The 21,313-nt window shown below is 65.2% G+C and carries 14 protein-coding genes, 2 tRNA genes and 3 rRNA genes; 16 read left to right on the top strand and 3 right to left on the bottom strand.

The window, feature by feature from the left end:
• The first annotated feature begins 19 nt into the window (after nt 1–19).
• Nucleotides 20–859: an HDOD domain-containing protein gene (locus NYP07_RS03600; RefSeq protein WP_268147519.1), complete on the top strand. Its 840-nt coding sequence runs from the start codon at nt 20–22 to the stop codon at nt 857–859.
• 68 nt (nt 860–927) lie between these two features.
• Here NYP07_RS03600 and NYP07_RS03595 read toward each other — a convergent pair whose 3' ends face one another.
• On the bottom strand, nt 928–1,221 hold the full coding sequence (locus NYP07_RS03595) for a GYD domain-containing protein (protein WP_268147516.1): 294 nt from the start codon (nt 1,219–1,221) through the stop codon (nt 928–930).
• Between the two features lie 211 nt (nt 1,222–1,432).
• Here NYP07_RS03595 and NYP07_RS03590 point away from each other — a divergent pair, with 211 nt between their 5' ends.
• The 5 genes from NYP07_RS03590 to NYP07_RS03570 all read left to right on the top strand — a co-directional run bounded on the left by NYP07_RS03590 (nt 1,433) and on the right by NYP07_RS03570 (nt 8,002).
• On the top strand, nt 1,433–4,291 hold the full coding sequence (locus NYP07_RS03590; protein WP_268147513.1) for a DUF3857 domain-containing protein: 2,859 nt from the start codon (nt 1,433–1,435) through the stop codon (nt 4,289–4,291).
• A 64-nt stretch (nt 4,292–4,355) separates the two neighbouring features.
• Nucleotides 4,356–5,615, top strand: coding sequence for a lipoprotein-releasing ABC transporter permease subunit (locus NYP07_RS03585; RefSeq protein ID WP_268147510.1), 1,260 nt, complete (start codon nt 4,356–4,358; stop codon nt 5,613–5,615).
• Nucleotides 5,608–6,294: a lipoprotein-releasing ABC transporter ATP-binding protein LolD gene (gene lolD / locus NYP07_RS03580; protein ID WP_268147507.1), complete on the top strand. Its 687-nt coding sequence runs from the start codon at nt 5,608–5,610 to the stop codon at nt 6,292–6,294. The genes NYP07_RS03585 and lolD overlap by 8 nt, the downstream gene beginning before the upstream one ends.
• Complete coding sequence (gene purU / locus NYP07_RS03575; RefSeq protein ID WP_268147504.1) at nt 6,291–7,148, top strand: formyltetrahydrofolate deformylase; 858 nt, start codon at nt 6,291–6,293, stop codon at nt 7,146–7,148. The genes lolD and purU overlap by 4 nt, the downstream gene beginning before the upstream one ends.
• A gap of 20 nt (nt 7,149–7,168) precedes the next feature.
• On the top strand, nt 7,169–8,002 hold the full coding sequence (locus NYP07_RS03570; RefSeq protein ID WP_268147502.1) for a TatD family hydrolase: 834 nt from the start codon (nt 7,169–7,171) through the stop codon (nt 8,000–8,002).
• Here the strand turns inward: NYP07_RS03570 and NYP07_RS03565 are convergent.
• A complete protein-coding gene (locus NYP07_RS03565; protein WP_268147500.1) occupies nt 7,960–8,769 on the bottom strand; it encodes a mechanosensitive ion channel family protein in 810 nt (269 codons plus the stop codon). The genes NYP07_RS03570 and NYP07_RS03565 overlap by 43 nt on opposite strands.
• Before the next feature lie 97 nt (nt 8,770–8,866).
• Here NYP07_RS03565 and NYP07_RS03560 point away from each other — a divergent pair, with 97 nt between their 5' ends.
• The 8 genes from NYP07_RS03560 (at nt 8,867) to rrf (ending at nt 18,020) form a co-directional block, all read left to right on the top strand.
• The gene (locus NYP07_RS03560) at nt 8,867–9,445 is read left to right on the top strand and encodes a DNA-deoxyinosine glycosylase (RefSeq protein WP_268147497.1); all 579 of its coding nucleotides are present in this window, start codon (nt 8,867–8,869) and stop codon (nt 9,443–9,445) included.
• A complete protein-coding gene (locus NYP07_RS03555) occupies nt 9,445–10,218 on the top strand; it encodes a spermine/spermidine synthase domain-containing protein (protein ID WP_268147495.1) in 774 nt (257 codons plus the stop codon). Before NYP07_RS03560 ends, NYP07_RS03555 begins: the two co-directional genes overlap by 1 nt.
• Nucleotides 10,219–10,229: 11 nt before the next feature.
• Entirely contained in the window at nt 10,230–12,035 is a 1,806-nt protein-coding gene (gene tfpB, locus NYP07_RS03550; protein ID WP_268147492.1) for a type IV pilus assembly ATPase TfpB, read from the top strand.
• Nucleotides 12,036–12,648: 613 nt separating this feature from the next.
• Nucleotides 12,649–14,172 (top strand): 16S ribosomal RNA (locus tag NYP07_RS03545).
• Nucleotides 14,173–14,364: 192 nt separating this feature from the next.
• Nucleotides 14,365–14,441: transfer RNA gene (locus NYP07_RS03540), tRNA-Ile, on the top strand.
• A 28-nt stretch (nt 14,442–14,469) separates the two neighbouring features.
• Nucleotides 14,470–14,545, top strand: a tRNA-Ala gene (locus NYP07_RS03535).
• Between the two features lie 310 nt (nt 14,546–14,855).
• Nucleotides 14,856–17,729: ribosomal RNA gene (locus NYP07_RS03530) — 23S ribosomal RNA — on the top strand.
• A gap of 178 nt (nt 17,730–17,907) precedes the next feature.
• Nucleotides 17,908–18,020, top strand: a 5S ribosomal RNA gene (gene rrf, locus NYP07_RS03525).
• The 16S, 23S and 5S rRNA genes sit together here with 2 tRNA genes alongside, the layout of an rRNA operon.
• Nucleotides 18,021–18,199: 179 nt before the next feature.
• On the opposite strand, the gene ychF is transcribed toward rrf, so the two are convergent.
• Nucleotides 18,200–19,291 carry a redox-regulated ATPase YchF gene (ychF, locus tag NYP07_RS03520; protein ID WP_268147489.1) on the bottom strand — a complete coding sequence of 364 codons (1,092 nt, stop codon included), beginning with the start codon at nt 19,289–19,291 and terminating at the stop codon, nt 18,200–18,202.
• Nucleotides 19,292–19,428: 137 nt separating this feature from the next.
• On the opposite strand from ychF, the gene NYP07_RS03515 reads away from it, so the two are divergent.
• Complete coding sequence (locus NYP07_RS03515; protein ID WP_268147486.1) at nt 19,429–20,550, top strand: FAD-dependent monooxygenase; 1,122 nt, start codon at nt 19,429–19,431, stop codon at nt 20,548–20,550.
• Nucleotides 20,551–20,571: 21 nt separating this feature from the next.
• Nucleotides 20,572–21,309: a DsbC family protein gene (locus NYP07_RS03510; RefSeq protein WP_268147484.1), complete on the top strand. Its 738-nt coding sequence runs from the start codon at nt 20,572–20,574 to the stop codon at nt 21,307–21,309.
• Nucleotides 21,310–21,313: the final 4 nt, after the last annotated feature.

Below are 21,313 nucleotides of genomic sequence, written 5' to 3'. Positions count from 1 at the left end.
CTCAGCAAGGAGTCCCGCGATGACTGCAGCCGCCGAGCGTTTCTTCGTCAGGCACAACGCCCTGCCCACCATGCCCGAGGTGGCCTCGCGGCTGCTGAAGAGCTTCGACGACGACAGCGTCGGGCTGTCGCAGATCGCGGCGCTGATCGAGAAGGACTCGACGCTGACGGCCCGGGTGCTGCGCCTCGCGAACACGGCCCACTACAGCCCCGCGCACCAGATCGGCAGCGTCGTCGACGCCGCCCACGCGCTGGGCCTGGAGACCTTGCGCAACCTCGCGATGGCGGCCTGCCTGAGCGGCGCCTTCCCGAGCGTGAAGGGGCTGGACCGTGCCGTCTTCTGGCGCCACAGCGTCGCCACGGCCAACTACGCGCGCATCCTGGCCCGCATGCTGGGCGCCGACGCCGGCCTGGCCGACACCGCCTACCTGGCCGGCCTGATGCTGCGCACCGGCCAGCTGCTGATGGCCATCGACGAGCCCCATCTGGTGGCCGAGGTCGAGGCCCATGCCGCCGAGCCGGGCAGCCGCTTTTCCCTGGAGGAGCATCGCTTCGGCTGCACCCATGCGGACGTGACGGCCGCGCTCGCCGCGCACTGGCATTTCCCGGCGCCGCTGGTCGAAGCCTTCAAGGACGCCAACGCGCCACTGGAGATCCGCCCCTTCTCGCTGATCGCGGCCGTGCTGCACGTGGCCGAGGTGCTGGCCGACGCGGCTGAGCACCGCGACGAGCCCGTGCACGCCCTGAAGGCGGCCGTGCCCGAGCTGATCGAGCACCTGCACCTGGACCTGGAGCTGCTGGCCGCTAAGGTGGCAGCCACGGGCGACCCGGCGGCCGAGGTGGAGCAGATGCTGCGCTGACCGCCCCATCGGGGCCTGGCGTTCAGGGGCCGAGAGCCGGCGCTCCAAGGCCGGCTCGTGCACCCCGTTCAGGGCATCTTTGAAATGATGGCCTTGGTCTCGTCGGCGCTGAAGGCCCGCAGCGTCTGCGCGCGCACATTGCCGAGGCTGGCCATCGCCATGCCGAAGGCCGCCATCGTGGCCTCGTCCTTGGCCTCGAATTCGCACACCACGTCGTACTGGCCCAGCGTCCAGTGGATGGACTTGAAGCTGATGCCGTATTCCTTGGCCATCTTCTGGGCCGCCTCGGTGCGTGCCACCGTGTCCTTGATCGTCTTCGCGCCCTGGTCCGTGAAGTTCATCAAGCTGATGTAAGTCGCCATGGAGATTCTCCTTGCAGGAAATCGACGGGGACCTGGATCGGATGGGGCCGGGCCGCCGCGGATCCCCGCGCGCCGGCCGGCCCTGGTGCCGCGGCGGCAGCCGCCGCAGCCTGCGCAGGCTACGCCTGAATCGCCGCGGCGGCATGCTGAAAACTGAGGAACTCCGCGATGGCGCACTGCACAATCGTCGCCCGACAAGCCGGGAGGCGCGATGAGTTCGAAGTTCTGGCCAGCGTTTCTTTTGCTGACCCTGTTCCTGGGCCCGGCCGTGGCGCAGACGCCGCCGGCCAGGCCGGTGGCGGCCAAGGCGGCCTCGCCCTACCCGACCGTGCCCGCCGGCTCCGGCTACCGCTTCGGCCCCGCGCCGGCCTGGGTCAAGCCCCTGCCCGCCGCCGGCGCCGCGGCGGACCAGCCGGCCGCCCCGGGCGCCAAGGCCAGGCGCGAGCCGCTGGTGGACATCCAGGTGCAGCTCGCGGCCCGCTCCGCCACGGCCAGCTATATGCATCTGCAGCGGGTGGCCCTGGACAGTTCGACCCTGCGCGAGGTCTCGGAGCCGCAGATCAGCTTCAACCCGGCCTACCAGCAGCTCGTCATCCACCAGCTCGGCGTCATCCGCGACGGCCGCCGCGAGGACCGGCTCAAGGACGCCCGCATCGAGCTGATGCGCCGCGAGCAGATGCTGGAGCGCCAGATGATCGACGGCGTGCGCACGGCCCTGGTCGTCATCAGCGATGTGCGCGTCGGCGATGTCGTTGACCTGGCCTACACGGTGGCGGGCGAGAACCCCATCTTCGAGGGCCGCTACGCCGCGCTGCTGCATGTGGCCAGCGACGCCCCCATCGACCGCCTGCACCTGCGCATCGAGGGCCCGCCGCAGCGGAAGCTGCAGGTCAAGGGCATCGCCACCGATCTCGTGCCCGAGCGCTTCGAGGAGGGCGGCCGCCAGGTGCTGCGCCTGGTGCGCGAGCATGTCGCGCCGATCGTCGACGAAGACGCCACGCCGCCCTGGTTCAAGGTCTACCCGGCGCTGCACGTCAGCGAGTACGCCGGCTGGGGCGAGGTGGACCGGTGGGCCCAGGGCCTGTTCGCGCCCGAGCCCCTGCAGCCGGCCCTGGCCGAGCGCGTGGCCGTCATCAAGGCCGAGGGAGGCGCGCCCGAGCAGCAGGTGGCCGCGGCGCTGCGCTTCGTGCAGGACGAGGTGCGCTACTTCTCGGTCAGCCTCGGCGAGAGCTCGCACCGGCCCAAGGCGCCGTCCAGGACGCTGGCCGAGCGCCTGGGCGACTGCAAGGACAAGGTCATGCTGCTGGATGCGCTGCTGGCCGGCCTGGGCGTGGAGGCCAGGCCCACGCTGGTGTCGATGCAGCGCAACCGCGGCCTGGTCAACTTCCTGCCCTCGCACGACGCCTTCGACCACGTCATCAGCCGCGTGCAGCTCGGCGAGCAGGTCTACTTCCTCGACCCCACGATCAACGGCCAGGGCCTGACGCTGGACAAGCGCGGCTACTACCCCTATGGCGCCGGCCTCGTCGTCGGCGGCGGCAATGAGGGGCCTGTCGCCATTGCGCCGCCGGCCTTCGCGGTGGACGCGCTGAGCTACCGCCAGGACTGGGACCTGTCCGACCTGAAGCGCCCGGCGCGGCTGGCCACGTCCTTCAAGGCCAGCGGCCTGGCCGCCGAGCGTTGGCGTGCCCTGTTCGCCCAGGCCGGCACCGACCGCCTGGCCGAGGCCATCGGCGGCCACTACGTCAGGGCCATGCCAGGCCTGGTCAGCGCCGGCTCGCCGGTGCTGGCCGACGACCGCACGGCCAACGAGATCGAGCTCAGGCTGGCCTTCGAACACCCCGCGCCGGGCAGCTATGCGCGCGGCACGCTGGAGCTGGAGCTGCCGGCCATCGAGCTGGGCGACGCGCTCGCGCTGCCGCCCGAGGCGCGCCGCCGCTACCCCTTCATGCTGGACGGCCCCCGGCGCATGGAGCTGCGCATCGCCGTCACCGGCCCCCAGCCCTTCAAGGCCGCGCCGCCGGCGCCGCAGCAGGTCGGCGACAGGCATTTCAGCTTCCAGTCGCGCGTCGAGAACCAGGGTGGCGCCCTGGTCGCCATCAGCCGCTACGAGCGCCGCGGCGACGAGGTGCTGCCGGCCGACCTCGACGGCTATCGCGAGCGCGTCGGCCGCGCCCGCCAGCTCGCCGGCAGCCGGGCACGGCTGGCGCTGCTGGATTTCCGCGACAAGTCGCTGGAGCCCGAGTTCGCCGCCATCGACCTGCGCCTGGCCAAGTACCGCGGCACCCGGCCCGACGCGCTGCTGCAGATCCTGCAGGCCAGCGAGATCACCCGCCTCGTCGGCCTGCAGCTCCTGCCCCGGCTGGAGCCGGGCAGCCGCCTCGCGGCCCGCGTGCTGGCCGAGCGCGCCCAGGCTGGCAACACGCTGGGCGACTTTGCCGGCGCCCTGCACGATGCCGACCTGGCCCTGCAGGGCAATCCGCCGCCCGAGGAGGCCGCCGCGGCGCTGGAGGCCCGCGGCGTGGCCCTGGTCGGCCTGGCGCGGCCGGCCGAGGCGCTGGCCGCCTTCAGCAGCCAGGCCCAGCTGGGCAGCAGCAATGCGCCGGGCGCCTGGCTGGGCACGACGCACTACATGCTGGGCGACTACGCGCAGGCGGAGGTGGCGCTGCGCGACAACGCCGCCAACGTCAGCGGCGAGGCGCGCCACTTCACGCTGCTGTGGCTCTATCTCGCGGCAGAGCGCCAGGGCGGGCGTGGCCAGGCCGCCATCGCCGACGAGGTGGCCGGCGTGGACAGCGCGCGGGAGGAGTGGGGCGGCGTGCTGCTGCGCTACCTCGGCGGCGCGCTGGACCGCGACGCGCTGCTGAAGGCGGCCCGCGCCAAGCCCGAGCAGGAGAGGCTGCGCCTGGCCGAGGCCTATTTCTTCATCGGCCAGCAGCTGGCGGCCCAGGGCCGGCGCGGCGAGGCGCTGCCGTGGTTCGAGCGCACGGTGTCCACCCAGGCCGTGCCCTACCGAGAAGTGACGCTTGCGCAATGGGAGCTGAAGCGCGGCGTGAACGAAAGGCCCTGACCCGGGGAAACAGGGGCCGCCAGTTACCATGCCGGCCCCATGCCCCTCGCAGCACTTTCATTCCATGGCATTGCCGTTTGAACTCCAGGTCGGCTGGCGCTATGTCCGCGCCGGCCGGGGCGGGCGGCGCAACCGCTTCATCAGCTTCATCTCGGGCGTGTCGATGGTGGGCATCGCGCTGGGCGTGATGGCGCTCATCGTCGTGCTGTCGGTCATGAACGGCTTCCAGCGCGAGGTGCGCGACCGCATGCTCAACGTCATCGCCCACGTCGAGCTGCTGGACTATGCCGGCCAGGCCCTGCCGGACTGGCAGGCCACGGCGGCCAAGGCGCGCGCCAATACCGAGGTCGTCGGCGCGGCGCCTTTCATCGCCACGCAGAGCCTGATCGCCCACGGCGGCGACGACATGCGTGGCGCCGTCGTCCGCGGCATCTCGCCGGCCGACGAGGCCCAGGTCACCGGCCTGGGCGCCCAACTCAAGGACGCGGCGTTCGCGAAGCTGCAGCCCGGTGCCTGGAGCATCGTGCTGGGCGCCGAGCTGGCCCGCCAGCTCAACGTGGGCGAGGGCGACAAGGTCACGCTGGTGGCGCCGGGCGGCCAGGTGACGCCGGCCGGCGTCGTGCCGCGGCTGCGCGCCTTCACCGTGGTGGGTACCTTCAGCGCCGGCCACTACGAGTACGACTCGGGCCTGGCCATGGTCCACATCGACGACGCGGCCAAGCTCTTCCGCACCGGCGGGCCGACCGGCGTGCAGCTCCGGCTGCGCGACGTGCACGACGCCCGCCGCGTGGCCGGCGAACTGGCCCGCAGCATGGGCCCCGACATCCGCGTGCGCGACTGGACCCGCGCCAACGCGACCTGGTTCGACGCCGTGCAGATCGAGAAACGCATGATGAGCATCGTGCTGTCGCTGATCGTCGCCGTCGCGGCCTTCAACCTCGTCTCCACGCTGGTGATGACGGTGACCGACAAGCAGAGCGACATCGCCATCCTGCGCACCCTCGGCGCCAGCCCGCGCTCCATCATGGGCATCTTCATCGTGCAGGGCGCCGTGTCGGGCGTCATCGGCACGCTGGCTGGCGTCGCGCTGGGGCTGCTCGTGGCCTTCAACATCGACGTCATCGTGCCGGCCATCGAGCATCTGCTGAACGTCAGCTTCCTGCCGGGCAGCATCTACGTCATCAGCCAGATGCCCAGCGACCCGCAGCGTGGCGACATCCTGCCCATCGCCATCGTGTCGCTGGTGCTGGCCTTCCTCGCCACCCTCTACCCGAGCTGGCGCGCCAGCCGCGTGCAGCCGGCGGAGGCGCTGCGCTATGAGTGAGCTCATTCTCCAGGCCACCGGCCTGACCCGCCGCTTCGAAGAGGGCGGCCTGGACGTGACCGTGCTGCGCGGCATCGACCTCGCCGTCAGGCGCGGCGAGACGCTGGCCATCGTCGGTGCCTCGGGCTCGGGCAAGAGCACGCTGCTGCACCTGCTCGGCGGCCTGGACGCGCCCACCGCCGGCGGCGTCACGCTGATGGGCCGCGCGCTGGCCGGCATGGACGAGGCCGAGCGCGGCGACTGGCGCAACCAGCACCTGGGCTTCGTCTACCAGTTCCATCACCTGCTGCCGGAGTTCAGCGCGCTGGACAACGTCGCGATGCCGCTGCGCATCCGCCGCCAGACCCCGGCCGAGGCCCGCGCGGCGGCGGCCGACATGCTGGCCCGCGTCGGCCTCGAGGACCGCGGGCGCCACCGCCCGGCCGAGCTGTCCGGCGGCGAGCGCCAGCGCGTGGCCATCGCGCGCGCGTTGGTGGCCCGGCCGGCCTGCGTGCTGGCCGACGAGCCCACCGGCAACCTCGACCGCGACACGGCCGATGCCGTCTTCGCGCTGATGCTGGAGCGCGCCCGCGAGCAGGGCACCGGCTTCATCCTCGTCACCCACGACCGCGACCTCGCGGCGCGCTGCGACCGCCAGCTGCGCCTCGTGGCGGGGCAGTTCGCCACGACCTCCGCATGACCATGCCCCGCTTCATTCTCAAGCTCTCCTGCCCCGACCGCGCCGGCATCGTCCACGCCGTCACCGGCGTGCTGCTGCAGCAGGGCGGCAATATCGTCACGTCCCACCAGCACGGCGACCCCGACCATGCGCGCTTCTTCATGCGCATCGAGTTCGAGGCCAATGTCGACGAGGCCGCACTGCAGGCGGCCTTCGCGCCGCTGGCCGCCGAGTTCGCGATGGACTGGGAGCTGGTCGCGCGCAGCCGCAAGACCCGCGTGCTGCTGCTGGTCTCCAAGCTCGGCCACTGCCTGAACGACCTGCTGTTCCGCGTGCAGACCGGGCATCTGCCCATCGAGATCCCGGCCATCGTGTCCAACCACCGCGACTTCTACCAGCTCGCGGCCTCGCACAACATTCCCTTCCACCACTTCCCGCTGCTGGGCGCGACCGACGCGCAGAAGGCCGCGCAGGAAGCCAGGATCCGCGAGGTCGTGGCCGAGAACCAGATCGACCTCGTCGTGCTGGCCCGCTATATGCAGATCCTGTCGCCCGAGCTCTGCCGCGACCTGTCGGGCAAGGCGATCAACATCCACCACAGCTTCCTGCCCAGCTTCAAGGGTGCCAAGCCCTACCACCAGGCCTATGAGCGCGGCGTGAAGCTGATCGGCGCGACGGCCCACTACGTGACCAGCGACCTCGACGAGGGCCCCATCATCGAGCAGGAGGTCGCCCGCATCGACCACAGCTGCACGCCCGAGCAGCTCGTCGGCATCGGCCGCGACATGGAATGCGTGGCCCTGGCGCGGGCCATCCAGTGGCATGCCGAGCACCGCGTGCTGCTGAACGGCAACCGGACGGTCGTCTTCCGCTGAACTGAGATACAACCAGCGGCATGTGGATCGACAGCCACTGCCACCTCGACGCGGCCGAGTTCGACGTCGACCGTGACGCCGTCATCGCGCGCGCCCGGGCCGCGGGCGTGTCGCAGATCGTGCTGCCGGCCGTCGAGGCCGACAATTTCGACACCGTGCGCCTGCTGGCGGTTCGGCAGGGTTTTGCCTACGCGTTGGGCATCCACCCGCTCTATGTGATGCGCGCCGCCGAAGGCGACCTCGACCGTCTCGCCGAGGCGCTGGCCACCCATCACATCGACCCGCGCCTCGTCGCCGTCGGCGAGATCGGCCTGGACTTCTTTGTGCCCGGGCTGGACGCCGCGACCCAGCAGCACTTCTACGTCGAGCAGCTCAAGCTCGCCCAGCGCTTCGGCCTGCCCGTCATCCTGCATGTGCGCCGCAGCGCGGACCAGTTGCTCGCCGGCCTGCGTCGTGTCGGCTTCTCGCATGGCGGCATCGCCCATGCCTTCAACGGCAGCGAGCAGCAGGCCCGCACCTTCCTCGACCTGGGCTTCAAGCTCGGTTTCGGCGGCACGCTGACTTTCGAGCGCTCGCTGCAGATCCGCCGCCTGGCCGCGACGCTGCCCGCGGACGCGCTGGTGCTGGAGACCGACGCGCCCGACATCCCGCCGCAATGGCTGTACAAGACCGCCGAGTTGCGCGCGGCCGGTGCGACCTCGCGCAACGAGCCGGGCGAGCTGCCGCGCATCGCGCAGAGCCTGGCGGGGCTGCGCGGCTGGACGCTGGAGCAGACGGCCGCGGGCACAACGGCCAACGCGCTGGATGCGCTTCAGCGGCTGCGCGGGCTGATCGGCGTCTCCGGCACCGGATAGCCCGCCGCGCCGAAGGTTGCGACGACGGCCTTGTGGGTGTCGAAGTACACCTGCCAGTAGTGGTCGGTGTGGCAGTAGGGCCGCACGCACATCAGCGGGCCCTCGGGCGTGAACTGCAGGATCTCGATGTCGGGCGCCGGCTGGGTCAGCACATTCGGCACGGCCGCGACGACGGGCTTGAGGCGGGCGATGGCGTCCAGCGGGTCCACGCCGTTGGCGATCTTGGCCACGCAGTCGACGCGGCGGTGCGGCAGCGCCGAGTAGTTCTGGATGGAACCGCTGAAGATGGTGTTGTTGCCGACGATGGTGTGCACGTTGTCGGGCGAGGTGAACGTCGTGCCGAACAGGCCGATCTCGGTCACCGTGCCGGTCACGCCGCCGGCCTGGATGAAGTCGCCCACCTTGAAGGGCCGCAGCACCTGCATGAAGACGCCGGCCGCGAAGTGGGTCAGCAGGCCGCCCCAGGCCGTGCCGATGGCCAGGCCGGCACCGGCCAGCAGCGCGGCGAAGGAAGTGGTCTTGACGCCGAAGATGTCCAGGATGGCGAGGATGAGGACGATGTTCAGCAGCACGCCGAGGATGGAGCGCAGATAGGCCGACAGCGTCGAGTCGATGCGCTTGCCGCGTTCCAGTGCCGCCGTGAAGACGCGCAGGGCCAGCGCGATCAGCCAGCGGCCGACGATCCAGGCCGCGATGGCGGCCAGCACCTTGAGGCCGAAGTCGGCGCCCTGCGTGCTCAGGAAGGTCCAGATGGCTTCCGTGTTCATGCCTGTTTCCTCCAGCTGAAGTTCATGGGTTGCCGAAGCGGCCCGGGTCCGCTGGGCTGACACACTGCGGCTTGTCAGAAACCGAGACGGCCCTCCCTTGTCGACCCGCCCATCTTCACCGCGCCGCGGCGCGGCCACCAATCCCGCAAATCCCGAATCCGCGCCCCGCCTGGCCGGGCTGGCGCCGGTGTTCGATGCCGGCGTGCGCGTCCTCGTGCTGGGCAGCTTCCCGGGCGCAACCTCGCTGCAGGCGGCCCAGTACTACGCCCACGCGCGCAACGCCTTCTGGCCGGTGATGGCGGCGCTGCTGGGCGAGCCTGGCCTGCCGATGCTGCTCTATGCGCAGCGGCTGCCCGTGCTGCTGGCCCATGGCGTGGGCCTGTGGGACGCGGTGGCCTCCTGCCGGCGCGACGGCAGCCTGGACACGGCCATCGAGGCGGCCGCGCCCAGCGACCTGGCCGAACTGCTGCCGCGCCTGCCGGCGCTGCGCGCCATCGCCTGCAACGGCGCGCTGGCCCACCGCGAGACGCTGGCCACCCTCGGCGACCCCGGCCTGCCGCTGCTGAAGCTACCGTCGACCAGCCCCGCCCATGCCGGCCTGAGCCTGGCCGACAAGATCACCGCCTGGCGCGCCGCGCTCGGCCCGCACCTGGCCTGGCCTAGGATGCCCGCCTGATGAAAACAAAAACACCGACCTGGGGCCCGGCGACGCTGAGCGAGTTCGACGGCGTGCGCTTCCTGCATCTGGACTCGATCTGGGTGCAGGGCGCGATGCGCATCCGCAAGCCCGACCAGCTGGAGCTGGAATACATCCAGCGCATGTGCGCCTGGATGCTGTGGCGCGATCCGGCCGCGCTGGGTGAGGGACATGCCGTGCAACTGGGCCTGGGGGCCGCGGCGCTGACGCGCTTCTGCCATGGCCAGCTGAAGATGCGGACCACGGCCGTCGAGATCAACCCCGAGGTCATCGCGGCCTGCCGCCAGTGGTTCCGGCTCCCGGCCGACGATGCGCGGCTGAACGTCGTCAACGAGGACGCCGGGCGCTGGGTGGCCGACGACGCCCATCTGCAGACCGCCGACGTGCTGAACGTGGACCTCTATGACCACGATGCGGCCTCGCCGGTGCTTGACGACGAGGCCTTCTACGCAGCCTGCCGCGGGGTGCTGGCCGATGGCGGGCTGATGACGGTCAATCTGTTCGGCCGCAGCGCCAGCTTCGCGCGCAGCGCGCTGCGCATCGCCCGCGCCTTCGGCTCCGACCAGGTCTGGAGCCTGGCGCCCACCAAGGAGGGCAACACCATCCTCGTGGCCGCGCGCGGCGTGCAGGTGCCGCACCGCGACGTGCTGGAGCAGCGCGCGGCTAATATCGAATCGCGCTTCAAGCTGCCGGCCCGCAAATGGCTGCGCCTCGTGAGGCCGCTGCCGATGAGCATCCTGCAAGCGCTTTGAGCCCCACGCCGATGACCCCGAAGCCCAGACCCACGCCCGCGTCGTCTTCGCCTTCCGCCACCTCCGCATCCAAGCCCGAGGGCCGGCTGGAGTGGCGCCAGCTGTTGAAGTGGCTGCTGCGGGACGGCCTCATCGACGAGGCTCAGGCGATCCGCACCGAGCAGCGCTTCGCGGCCGGCGACAGCGCTCTGCACCCGCTGGTGCGCCTGGGCCACGCCAGCCTCGTGCAACTGGCCACGGGCAAGCCGCTGGACGTCGAGGCGCTGTCCGAATGGCTGGCCGTGCGCGCGGGCCTGCCCTATCTGCGCATCGACCCGCTGAAGGTGGACGTGGGCCGCGTCGGCGACGTGATGTCCATCGGCTATGCCGAGGCCAAGCGCTGCTTGCCGGTGCAGTTCGGCCCGACGGACGTGACCATCGCGACCTCCGAACCCTTCGACACCGGCTGGGTGGCGCAGATCGAGTCGCATGTGCGCAAGCCGGTCAAGCTGGTCATCGCCAACCCGCTGGAGATCGCGCGCTACACGACCGAGTTCTTCACGCTGGCCCGCTCGGTGCGTGCCGCCACCAAGGCCGGCGAGCAGAGCCAGGTGGCGAGCTTCGAGCAGCTCGTGGAGCTGGGCAAGAGCAACAAGCAGCTCGATGCCAACGACCAGGGCGTCGTGCAGGTGGTGGACTGGCTATGGCAGTACGCCTTCGACCAGCGCGCCAGCGACATCCACCTGGAGCCGCGCCGCGAGATGGGCGTCATCCGCTTCCGCATCGACGGGGTGCTGCACACGGTCTACCAGCTGCCGCCCACGGTGATGAGCGCGATGACCTCGCGCATCAAGCTGCTCGGCCGCATGGACGTGGTGGAGAGGCGCCGTCCGCTGGACGGCCGCATCAAGACCCGCAACCCGGGCGGCGACGAGGTGGAAATGCGGCTGTCGACCCTGCCCACGGCCTTCGGCGAGAAGATGGTCATGCGCATCTTCGATCCCGAGACGGCGGTCAAGGATCTGGCCTCGCTGGGCTTCGGCCAGCACGACTCCGACCGCTGGGAGGGCCTGGTCAAGCAGCCGCACGGCATCATCCTCGTGACCGGCCCGACCGGCAGCGGCAAGACGACGACGCTCTATTCCACGCTCAAGCGCCTGGCCACCGACGAGGTCAACGTCACCACCATCGAAGACCCGATCGAGATGATCGAGCCGGCCTTCAACCAGACCCAGGTGCAGAATCAGCTGGACTTCGGCTTCGCCGAGGGCCTGCGCGCGCTGATGCGCCAGGATCCGGACATCATCATGGTCGGCGAGATCCGCGACCTCGAGACGGCCGAGATGGCCATCCAGGCCGCGCTGACCGGCCACCTCGTCTTCAGCACGCTGCACACCAACGATTCGGTCTCGGCCATCACGCGGCTGCAGGACCTGGGAGTGCCGACCTATCTGATCAGCGCCACCGTCATCGGCGTGCTGGCCCAGCGTCTGGTGCGCACGCTGTGCCCGCACTGCAAGCAGCCCGACCCCACGGTCACGCGGGAGGGCCTGAACGACATGGTGCGCCACTGGCGGCTTGGGGGCGGCGTCAAGCCCTACAAGCCGGTGGGCTGCCTGGAATGCCGCAACACCGGCTTCCGTGGGCGCGCCGGCCTGTACGAACTGCTGACGGTGAGCGAAGGCGTCAAGACATCGCTGGGCGACCTGGACGCGCTGCGCCGCCAGGCCGTGCAGGAAGGCCTGCGTCCGTTGCGCCTGGCCGGCGCGATGAAGGTGGCCGAGGGCGTCACGACCATCGAGGAAGTCCTGCGCAGCACGCCGGCGTGGGAAGGCTAGGCCCGCCTGTCGCGGGTTCTTCTGCTTTGATTCATTAGATCTCTTGCCCGGCCTGAAATTCCTGTGCTACAGTAGAAGGCTTCGCTGATCACAACGCAGCGCTTGCCGGGAACGGCAGTTAGCGGCGGTGAGGTTGGCGGGGCGAGCCGAAAGGTTCGAGGCGAGCTGGAGAGGCTTGTCGGGTGCTTGAAAACTTCCTCGAAGAAATTTTCAAAAAGTGCTTGACGAGTTTGCGAAAGCAGATCAGAATTTCGCCTCTTTGCTGCTGACGACAAATCGCGAAAGCGAATTGATCGAAGGTGGCGAAGAAAACAAGTGGTCGAGTATCGCGAAAATAAATTTTCAAAAATACTTGACGACGACGCAAAAAGCAGATTAGAATCTCGCTTCTTTGCTGATAACGATAAAACGTGATCAGCGACGCAGACGAAGAGTTAACACTCAGAAGTTTGCGATGTTCTTTAAGAATTCACAGCCGATAAGCGTGGGCGTTTGAAGTGAAGTGATGTTGCAAGGCGACTTGCAACGGTCCTTCGGACTTTAAACGCTCACGGAAAGAGAATGAAGCTATGCAAATAGTCTTTGTTCGATTCCGTTGAGTAAATTCAAGATCGAACTGTAGAGTTTGATCCTGGCTCAGATTGAACGCTGGCGGCATGCCTTACACATGCAAGTCGAACGGTAACAGGTTAAGCTGACGAGTGGCGAACGGGTGAGTAATATATCGGAACGTGCCCAGTCGTGGGGGATAACTGCTCGAAAGAGCAGCTAATACCGCATACGACCTGAGGGTGAAAGCGGGGGATCGCAAGACCTCGCGCGATTGGAGCGGCCGATATCAGATTAGGTAGTTGGTGGGGTAAAGGCCCACCAAGCCAACGATCTGTAGCTGGTCTGAGAGGACGACCAGCCACACTGGGACTGAGACACGGCCCAGACTCCTACGGGAGGCAGCAGTGGGGAATTTTGGACAATGGGCGCAAGCCTGATCCAGCCATGCCGCGTGCGGGAAGAAGGCCTTCGGGTTGTAAACCGCTTTTGTCAGGGAAGAAAAGGTTCTGGTTAATACCTGGGACTCATGACGGTACCTGAAGAATAAGCACCGGCTAACTACGTGCCAGCAGCCGCGGTAATACGTAGGGTGCAAGCGTTAATCGGAATTACTGGGCGTAAAGCGTGCGCAGGCGGTTATGCAAGACAGAGGTGAAATCCCCGGGCTCAACCTGGGAACTGCCTTTGTGACTGCATGGCTAGAGTACGGTAGAGGGGGATGGAATTCCGCGTGTAGCAGTGAAATGCGTAGATATGCGGAGGAACACCGATGGCGAAGGCAATCCCCTGGACCTGTACTGACGCTCATGCACGAAAGCGTGGGGAGCAAACAGGATTAGATACCCTGGTAGTCCACGCCCTAAACGATGTCAACTGGTTGTTGGGAGGGTTTCTTCTCAGTAACGTAGCTAACGCGTGAAGTTGACCGCCTGGGGAGTACGGCCGCAAGGTTGAAACTCAAAGGAATTGACGGGGACCCGCACAAGCGGTGGATGATGTGGTTTAATTCGATGCAACGCGAAAAACCTTACCTACCCTTGACATGCCAGGAATCCTGAAGAGATTTGGGAGTGCTCGAAAGAGAGCCTGGACACAGGTGCTGCATGGCCGTCGTCAGCTCGTGTCGTGAGATGTTGGGTTAAGTCCCGCAACGAGCGCAACCCTTGTCATTAGTTGCTACGAAAGGGCACTCTAATGAGACTGCCGGTGACAAACCGGAGGAAGGTGGGGATGACGTCAGGTCATCATGGCCCTTATGGGTAGGGCTACACACGTCATACAATGGCCGGGACAGAGGGCTGCCAACCCGCGAGGGGGAGCTAATCCCAGAAACCCGGTCGTAGTCCGGATCGTAGTCTGCAACTCGACTGCGTGAAGTCGGAATCGCTAGTAATCGCGGATCAGCTTGCCGCGGTGAATACGTTCCCGGGTCTTGTACACACCGCCCGTCACACCATGGGAGCGGGTTCTGCCAGAAGTAGTTAGCCTAACCGCAAGGAGGGCGATTACCACGGCAGGGTTCGTGACTGGGGTGAAGTCGTAACAAGGTAGCCGTATCGGAAGGTGCGGCTGGATCACCTCCTTTCTAGATAGATCGCGCCTCGTATATTCCTAGGAGTATGCAGAGCAAGATCACTAAAGAGCGAAAGCTCAAGCACTTTGCTTCTTGCGCCCACACTTATCGGCTGTCATACAACAGTGAGTGAAATCGCGTGCCTGTGGAGCTGGCCTCAACAAGCCTGGCGATGATGCAGAGCAGCGCAAACAAGTTTCGCGTGGGTCTGTAGCTCAGTCGGTTAGAGCACCGTCTTGATAAGGCGGGGGTCGCTGGTTCGAATCCAGCCAGACCCACCACGGCTTCAAAGCAATTTGAAGACATCCCGGGGGATTAGCTCAGCTGGGAGAGCACCTGCTTTGCAAGCAGGGGGTCGTCGGTTCGATCCCGTCATCCTCCACCAGTTTCACTCCATCAGTTGGTAAACCTTAGCGAATTGCAAGTTCGCTGAGGTTTACCAGCTCTAGATCGCAAGATCGGCTGTTGTTCTTTAACAATTTGTAGAGTCGAATCAGCGTTGTCGGCGGAAAGCATCTCCTGATGCACCGTGCCGTCGGCAACATTTTGATTGCGTCAACATAGACTTCAACCGAGCAAGAAATTGTTTGGATATTTGAAGAACGGCGTAACGCGTGAATACTCAAAAACAGTCTGGATCAACGATCTGGATTGAGTCCTTGACGACAGTGCAGTCAGCGCTGTCAAAGTTATAGGGTCAAGTGACTAAGTGCATGTGGTGGATGCCTTGGCGATTACAGGCGACGAAGGACGTGATAGCCTGCGATAAGCTTCGGGGAGCTGGCAAATTAGCTTTGATCCGGAGATTTCCGAATGGGGAAACCCGACCGTAAGGTCATCATTATCTGAATACATAGGGTAATGAAGCGAACCGGGTGAACTGAAACATCTCAGTAGCTCGAGGAAAAGACATCAACCGAGATTCCGAAAGTAGTGGCGAGCGAAATCGGAGTAGCCCTCGCGTTTTAGCAGTTTGCATATCAGAACGGAATGGAAAGTCCGGCCACAGCGGGTGATAGCCCCGTATGAGAAATGCAGATTGTGGAACTAGGCGCGAATAGAGTAGGGCGGGACACGTGAAATCCTGTCTGAATATGGGGGGACCATCCTCCAAGGCTAAATACTCGTAATCGACCGATAGTGAACAAGTACCGTGAGGGAAAGGCGAAAAGAACCCCGGGAGGGGAGTGAAATAGATCCTGAAACCGCATGCATACAAAAAGTCGGAGCCCGCAAGGGTGACGGCGTACCTTTTGTATAATGGGTCAGCGACTTACATTCAGTGGCGAGGTTAACCGAATAGGGAAGCCGTAGAGAAATCGAGTCCGAATAGGGCGAATAGTCGCTGGGTGTAGACCCGAAACCAAGTGATCTATCCATGGCCAGGATGAAGGTACCGTAACAGGTGCTGGAGGTCCGAACCGACTAGTGTTGCAAAACTAGCGGATGAGCTGTGGATAGGGGTGAAAGGCTAAACAAACTTGGAAATAGCTGGTTCTCTCCGAAAACTATTTAGGTAGTGCCTCAAGTATTACCTGCGGGGGTAGAGCACTGTTTAGGCTAGGGGGTCATGGCGACTTACCAAACCTATGCAAACTCCGAATACCGCAGAGTACAGCTTGGGAGACAGAGCACCGGGTGCTAACGTCCGGACTCAAGAGGGAAACAACCCAGACCGCCAGCTAAGGTCCCTAAAATTGGCTAAGTGGGAAACGAAGTGGGAAGGCTAAAACAGTCAGGATGTTGGCTTAGAAGCAGCCATCATTTAAAGAAAGCGTAATAGCTCACTGATCGAGTCGTCCTGCGCGGAAGATGTAACGGGGCTAAGCCAGTTACCGAAGCTGCGGATGCATCGCAAGATGCGTGGTAGGAGAGCGTTCTGTAAGCCTGTGAAGGTGGGTTGTGAAGCCTGCTGGAGGTATCAGAAGTGCGAATGCTGACATGAGTAGCGTTAAAGGGGGTGAAAAGCCCCCTCGCCGAAAGCGCAAGGTTTCCTACGCAACGTTCATCGGCGTAGGGTGAGTCGGCCCCTAAGGCGAGGCAGAGATGCGTAGCTGATGGGAAACAGGTCAATATTCCTGTACCGATCAATAGTGCGATGTGGGGACGGAGAAGGTTAGCTCAGCCAACTGTTGGATATGTTGGTTCAAGCGTGTAGTCGTGCTCTTTAGGCAAATCCGGAGAGCTTAGATGAGGCGTGATAACGAGTCTGCTTGCAGACGAAGTGAGTGATACCCTGCTTCCAAGAAAAGCCACTAAGCTTCAGCTATTGACGACCGTACCGCAAACCGACACTGGTGCGCGAGATGAGTATTCTAAGGCGCTTGAGAGAACTCTGGAGAAGGAACTCGGCAAATTGACACCGTAACTTCGGAAGAAGGTGTGCCTTTAGTAGGTGAACCTGTACAAGGGGAGCCCAATGAGGCCGCAGAGAATCGGTGGCTGCAACTGTTTATTAAAAACACAGCACTCTGCAAAGACGAAAGTCGACGTATAGGGTGTGACTCCTGCCCGGTGCTGGAAGATTAAATGATGGGGTGCAAGCTCTTGACTGAAGTCCCAGTAAACGGCGGCCGTAACTATAACGGTCCTAAGGTAGCGAAATTCCTTGTCGGGTAAGTTCCGACCTGCACGAATGGAGTAATGATGGCCACACTGTCTCCTCCAGAGACTCAGCGAAGTTGAAATGTTTGTGATGATGCAATCTCCCCGCGGAAAGACGGAAAGACCCCATGAACCTTTACTGTAGCTTTACATTGGACTTTGAACAGATCTGTGTAGGATAGGTGGGAGGCTTTGAAGTAAGGTCGCTAGATCTTATGGAGCCGACGTTGAAATACCACCCTGGTGTGTTTGAGGTTCTAACCTTGTCCCGTTATCCGGGATGGGGACAGTGTATGGTGGGCAGTTTGACTGGGGCGGTCTCCTCCCAAAGTGTAACGGAGGAGTTCGAAGGTACGCTAGTTACGGTCGGAAATCGTGACGATAGTGCATTGGCATAAGCGTGCTTGACTGCGAGACTGACAAGTCGAGCAGGTACGAAAGTAGGACAAAGTGATCCGGTGGTTCTGTATGGAAGGGCCATCGCTCAACGGATAAAAGGTACTCTGGGGATAACAGGCTGATACCGCCCAAGAGTTCATATCGACGGCGGTGTTTGGCACCTCGATGTCGGCTCATCTCATCCTGGGGCTGTAGCCGGTCCCAAGGGTATGGCTGTTCGCCATTTAAAGAGGTACGTGAGCTGGGTTTAAAACGTCGTGAGACAGTTTGGTCCCTATCTTCCGTGGGCGCTGCAAGATTGAGAGAGCCTGCTCCTAGTACGAGAGGACCGGAGTGGACGCACCTCTGGTGTATCGGTTGTCACGCCAGTGGCATTGCCGAGTAGCTAAGTGCGGAAGAGATAACCGCTGAAAGCATCTAAGCGGGAAACTCGTCTCAAGATGAGTCTTGCCGGGGCCTTGAGCCCCCTGAAGGGTCGTTCGAGACCAGGACGTTGATAGGCTGGGTGTGGAAGCGCAGTAATGCGTTAAGCTAACCAGTACTAATTGCCCGTGAGGCTTGACCCTATAACTTTGACTGTGAAGCACAGATCAAGGTGGGTGTTCAAGTTATGCTGTTCTTCAGAAGTCTGAAGACGCAATCAAATTAAACTGATTCCGCAGCAAGCGATTGCTGTGTGCAGAAATACTCTGCTGACTCTACGAATTGGGCTTGTTGACACCGTCAACAAGCCAACCCGTCAAGCCTGACGACCATAGCGACTTGGTCCCACTCCTTCCCATCCCGAACAGGACAGTGAAACGAGTCAGCGCCGATGATAGTGCGGATTCCCGTGTGAAAGTAGGTCATCGTCAGGCTATTTATTAATGCCAACCCCCACTATCGAAAGGTAGTGGGGGTTTTGGTTTTGAGCGACGGGAAATCAGTGCTGGCAGATTCGAGCGATTTCAGATAAATATTCCTCCGATCGCCAGGCGTCTGATGCCATTCCAGGCATGAAAAAACCCGCCGGGGCGGGTTTTTGGGAAGGCGTCGCTCAGACGTTGAACAAGAAGTGCAGCACATCGCCATCCTTGACGACGTATTCCTTGCCTTCGGCCCGCATCTTGCCTGCATCCTTCGCGCCCTGCTCGCCGCGGTACTGGATGAAGTCGTCGTAGGCGATGGTCTGGGCGCGGATATAGCCGCGCTCGAAGTCGGTGTGGATGACGCCCGCCGCCTGGGGGCCGGTGTCGCCGATGTGGATGGTCCAGGCGCGCACTTCCTTCACGCCGGCGGTGAAGTAGGTCTGCAGGCCCAGCAGCTTGAAGGCGGCGCGGATCAGGCGGTTCAGGCCCGGTTCGTCCTGGCCCATCTCGGCCAGGAACAGCGCGCGGTCCTCGTCTTCCATCTCGGACAGCTCGGACTCGGTCTTCGCGCAGATCGCCACGACCGGGCCGTTCTGGGCCGCCGCGTATTCCTTCAGGCGATCCAGGAAGGGGTTGTTCTCGAAGCCGTCCTCGGCGACGTTGCCGACGAACATGGCCGGCTTGGCCGTGATCAGGCACAGAGGCTTGAGGATGGCCAGTTCTTCCTTGCTAAAGTCGATGGCGCGAACCGGCTTGGCCTGGTCCAGCGCCAACTGGCATTTCTCCAGCACCTTGACCAGCGCGATGGCTTCCTTGTCACCGGCGCGGGCAACCTTGTTGTAGCGGTGCAGGCTCTTCTCGACGGTGCCGAGGTCGGCCAGGCAGAGCTCGGTCTGGATCACCTCGATGTCCGAGATCGGATCGACCTTGCCGTTGACGTGGATGACGTTCGGATCCTCGAAGCAGCGCACGACGTTGACGATGGCGTCCGTCTCGCGGATGTGCGACAGGAACTGGTTGCCCAGGCCTTCGCCCTTGCTGGCGCCGGCCACCAGGCCGGCGATGTCGACGAACTCGACGACGGCGGGCAGCACGCGTTCCGGCTTGACGATCTCGGCCAGCGCCGCGAGGCGGGGGTCGGGCAGCTCGACGATGCCGACATTGGGCTCGATCGTGCAGAAGGGGTAGTTCTCGGCGGCGATGCCGGCTTTGGTCAGGGCGTTGAAGAGCGTGGACTTGCCGACATTGGGCAGGCCCACGATGCCGCATTTGAGGCTCATGGCGGGGCTTTCCGTTGGGGAGGGCGGCCGGCGGCGGCCGGCGGCTAAGCGTGCGATTTTAGTCGGCCGGCGCGACTGCACCCACGGGCCCGACCGCGCGCCGCGATGCGGTCATACCCCCTGCCTACAATCGCGCCATGCAAAGCGTGGACGTGTTGGTCAGGGGCCGGGGAGCGGTGGGCAGCAGCCTCGCGCTCAGCCTGGCCGCCCAGGGCCTGAGTGTGGGCATGACGGGCAGCCCCGAGGCCCCGCGCGCGAACGATGTGCGCACCTATGCGCTGAACGCGGCCTCGGTCGCGCTGCTGGGCGAGCTGAAGATCTGGAGCAGCCTGCCCGCGGATGCCGTCAGCCCGGTCTACGACATGATCGTCTGCGGCGACGCGGCCCAGGGCCAGCCCGCGGGCCGCTTGAGCTTCTCGGCCTGGCGGCAGGGCGCGCGCGAGCTGGCGGTCATCGTCGATGCGGCGGAATTGGACGCCCAGTTGGCGACCGCGCTGCGCTTCTCGCCCCATGTCCACAGCGTGGCCGGCGACACCCCCGCCGCATTGACCGCTCTCTGCGAGGGCCGCGAATCGGCCGCGCGAGAGGCGCTCGGCATCGAGTTCAAACCCCGCCCCTACGGGCACAGGGCCGTGGCCGCGCGGCTGCTTGCGGACCGTGCCCACCAGGGCGTGGCGCGCCAGTGGTTCCAGCCCGGCGGCGAAGTCCTGGCCCTGCTGCCCTTCGAGAAGCCCGTGCCGGGCGCGTCCTACGGCCTGGTCTGGTCCTGTGCCGAAGCCCGGGCGATGCAGCTGATGGGCCTGCCGGCCGCCGACTTCGAGCGCGAGCTGAACGCCGCGACGGGCGCAGCCGCAGGCGAGCTCAAGCTCGGCAGCGAGCGCGCGAGCTGGCCGCTTGCGCTGGCGCGGGCCGACGCCGTCAGCGGACCGGGCTGGGTGCTGCTCGGCGATGCGGCCCACATCGTGCATCCGCTGGCAGGCCAGGGCCTCAATCTCGGCCTTGGCGACGTCGCTGCGCTGTCGCGCGTGCTGGCCGGGCGCGAAGCCTGGCGCCCGCTCGGCGATGAACGCCTGCTGCGCCGCTACGCACGCGAGCGCCTCGCGCCGACGCTCGCGATGGGCGAGCTGACCGACGCGCTGCAACGCCTCTTCGCCCACCCGTCCGGCGCGGCACAGAACCTGCGCAACCGCGGGCTGGATGCGCTGGACCAACTCCCTCCCCTGAAGCGCTGGCTGACCCAGCGCGCACTCGGGCTCTAAACCCCCAACCTGCTCCCTATCGTGCTGCCTTCCGCCGTCCGCCTTCTGACGACCAGCCTGCTGGTTACCGCCGCCCTGCCCGCCCTCGCCAACGAGGCCGTCATCCGCAAAGCGCTTGCCGAACGCATGCCCAACGCGCCCAAGGTCGACGAGGTGCGCCCCAGCCCGGTGCCGGGCCTGTGGGAGCTCCGCATCGGCAACGAGGTGCGCTACACCGACCCCACCGGCAGCTTCCTCATCGAGGGCGAGATCTTCGACCTCAAGGCGAAGAAGAACCTGACCGAGGAACGCGTCACCCAGATCAACCGCGTCGACTTCTCGGCGCTGCCGTTCAAGGACGCGCTGGTGTGGAAGAACGGCAGCGGCAAGCGCCGCATTGCCGTCTTCGCCGACCCGAACTGCGGCTATTGCAAGCGCTTCGAGAAGTCGCTGCAGGAGATGAAGGACGTGACGGTCTACACCTTCCTGATCCCCATCCTCGGCGGCGACTCGCCCGAGAAGACGCGCGCGATCTGGTGCGCCAAGGACGGCGCCAACACTTGGCTGGCCTGGATGCTGCGGGGCGAGATGCCGCCCAAGCCGGCCGCCGGCTGCGACGACGGCGCCATCGAGCGCAACCTGGCGCTGTCGCGCAAGATCCACGTCAACGGCACGCCGGCCATCCTGCTGGAAGACGGTAACCGCATCCCGGGCGCCGTCGGGCCGGTCGAACTCGAGAAGCGCCTGCAGGCCCTGGCGGCAGCGGCGAGCAAGTCCTGACCCC

It is taken from the genome of Pelomonas aquatica, from assembly GCF_026712205.1.
Lineage (GTDB): Bacteria > Pseudomonadota > Gammaproteobacteria > Burkholderiales > Burkholderiaceae_C > Pelomonas > Pelomonas aquatica.
Note: the sequence above shows the minus strand (reverse complement) of the source record. Positions and strands in the feature narration are given on the sequence as shown.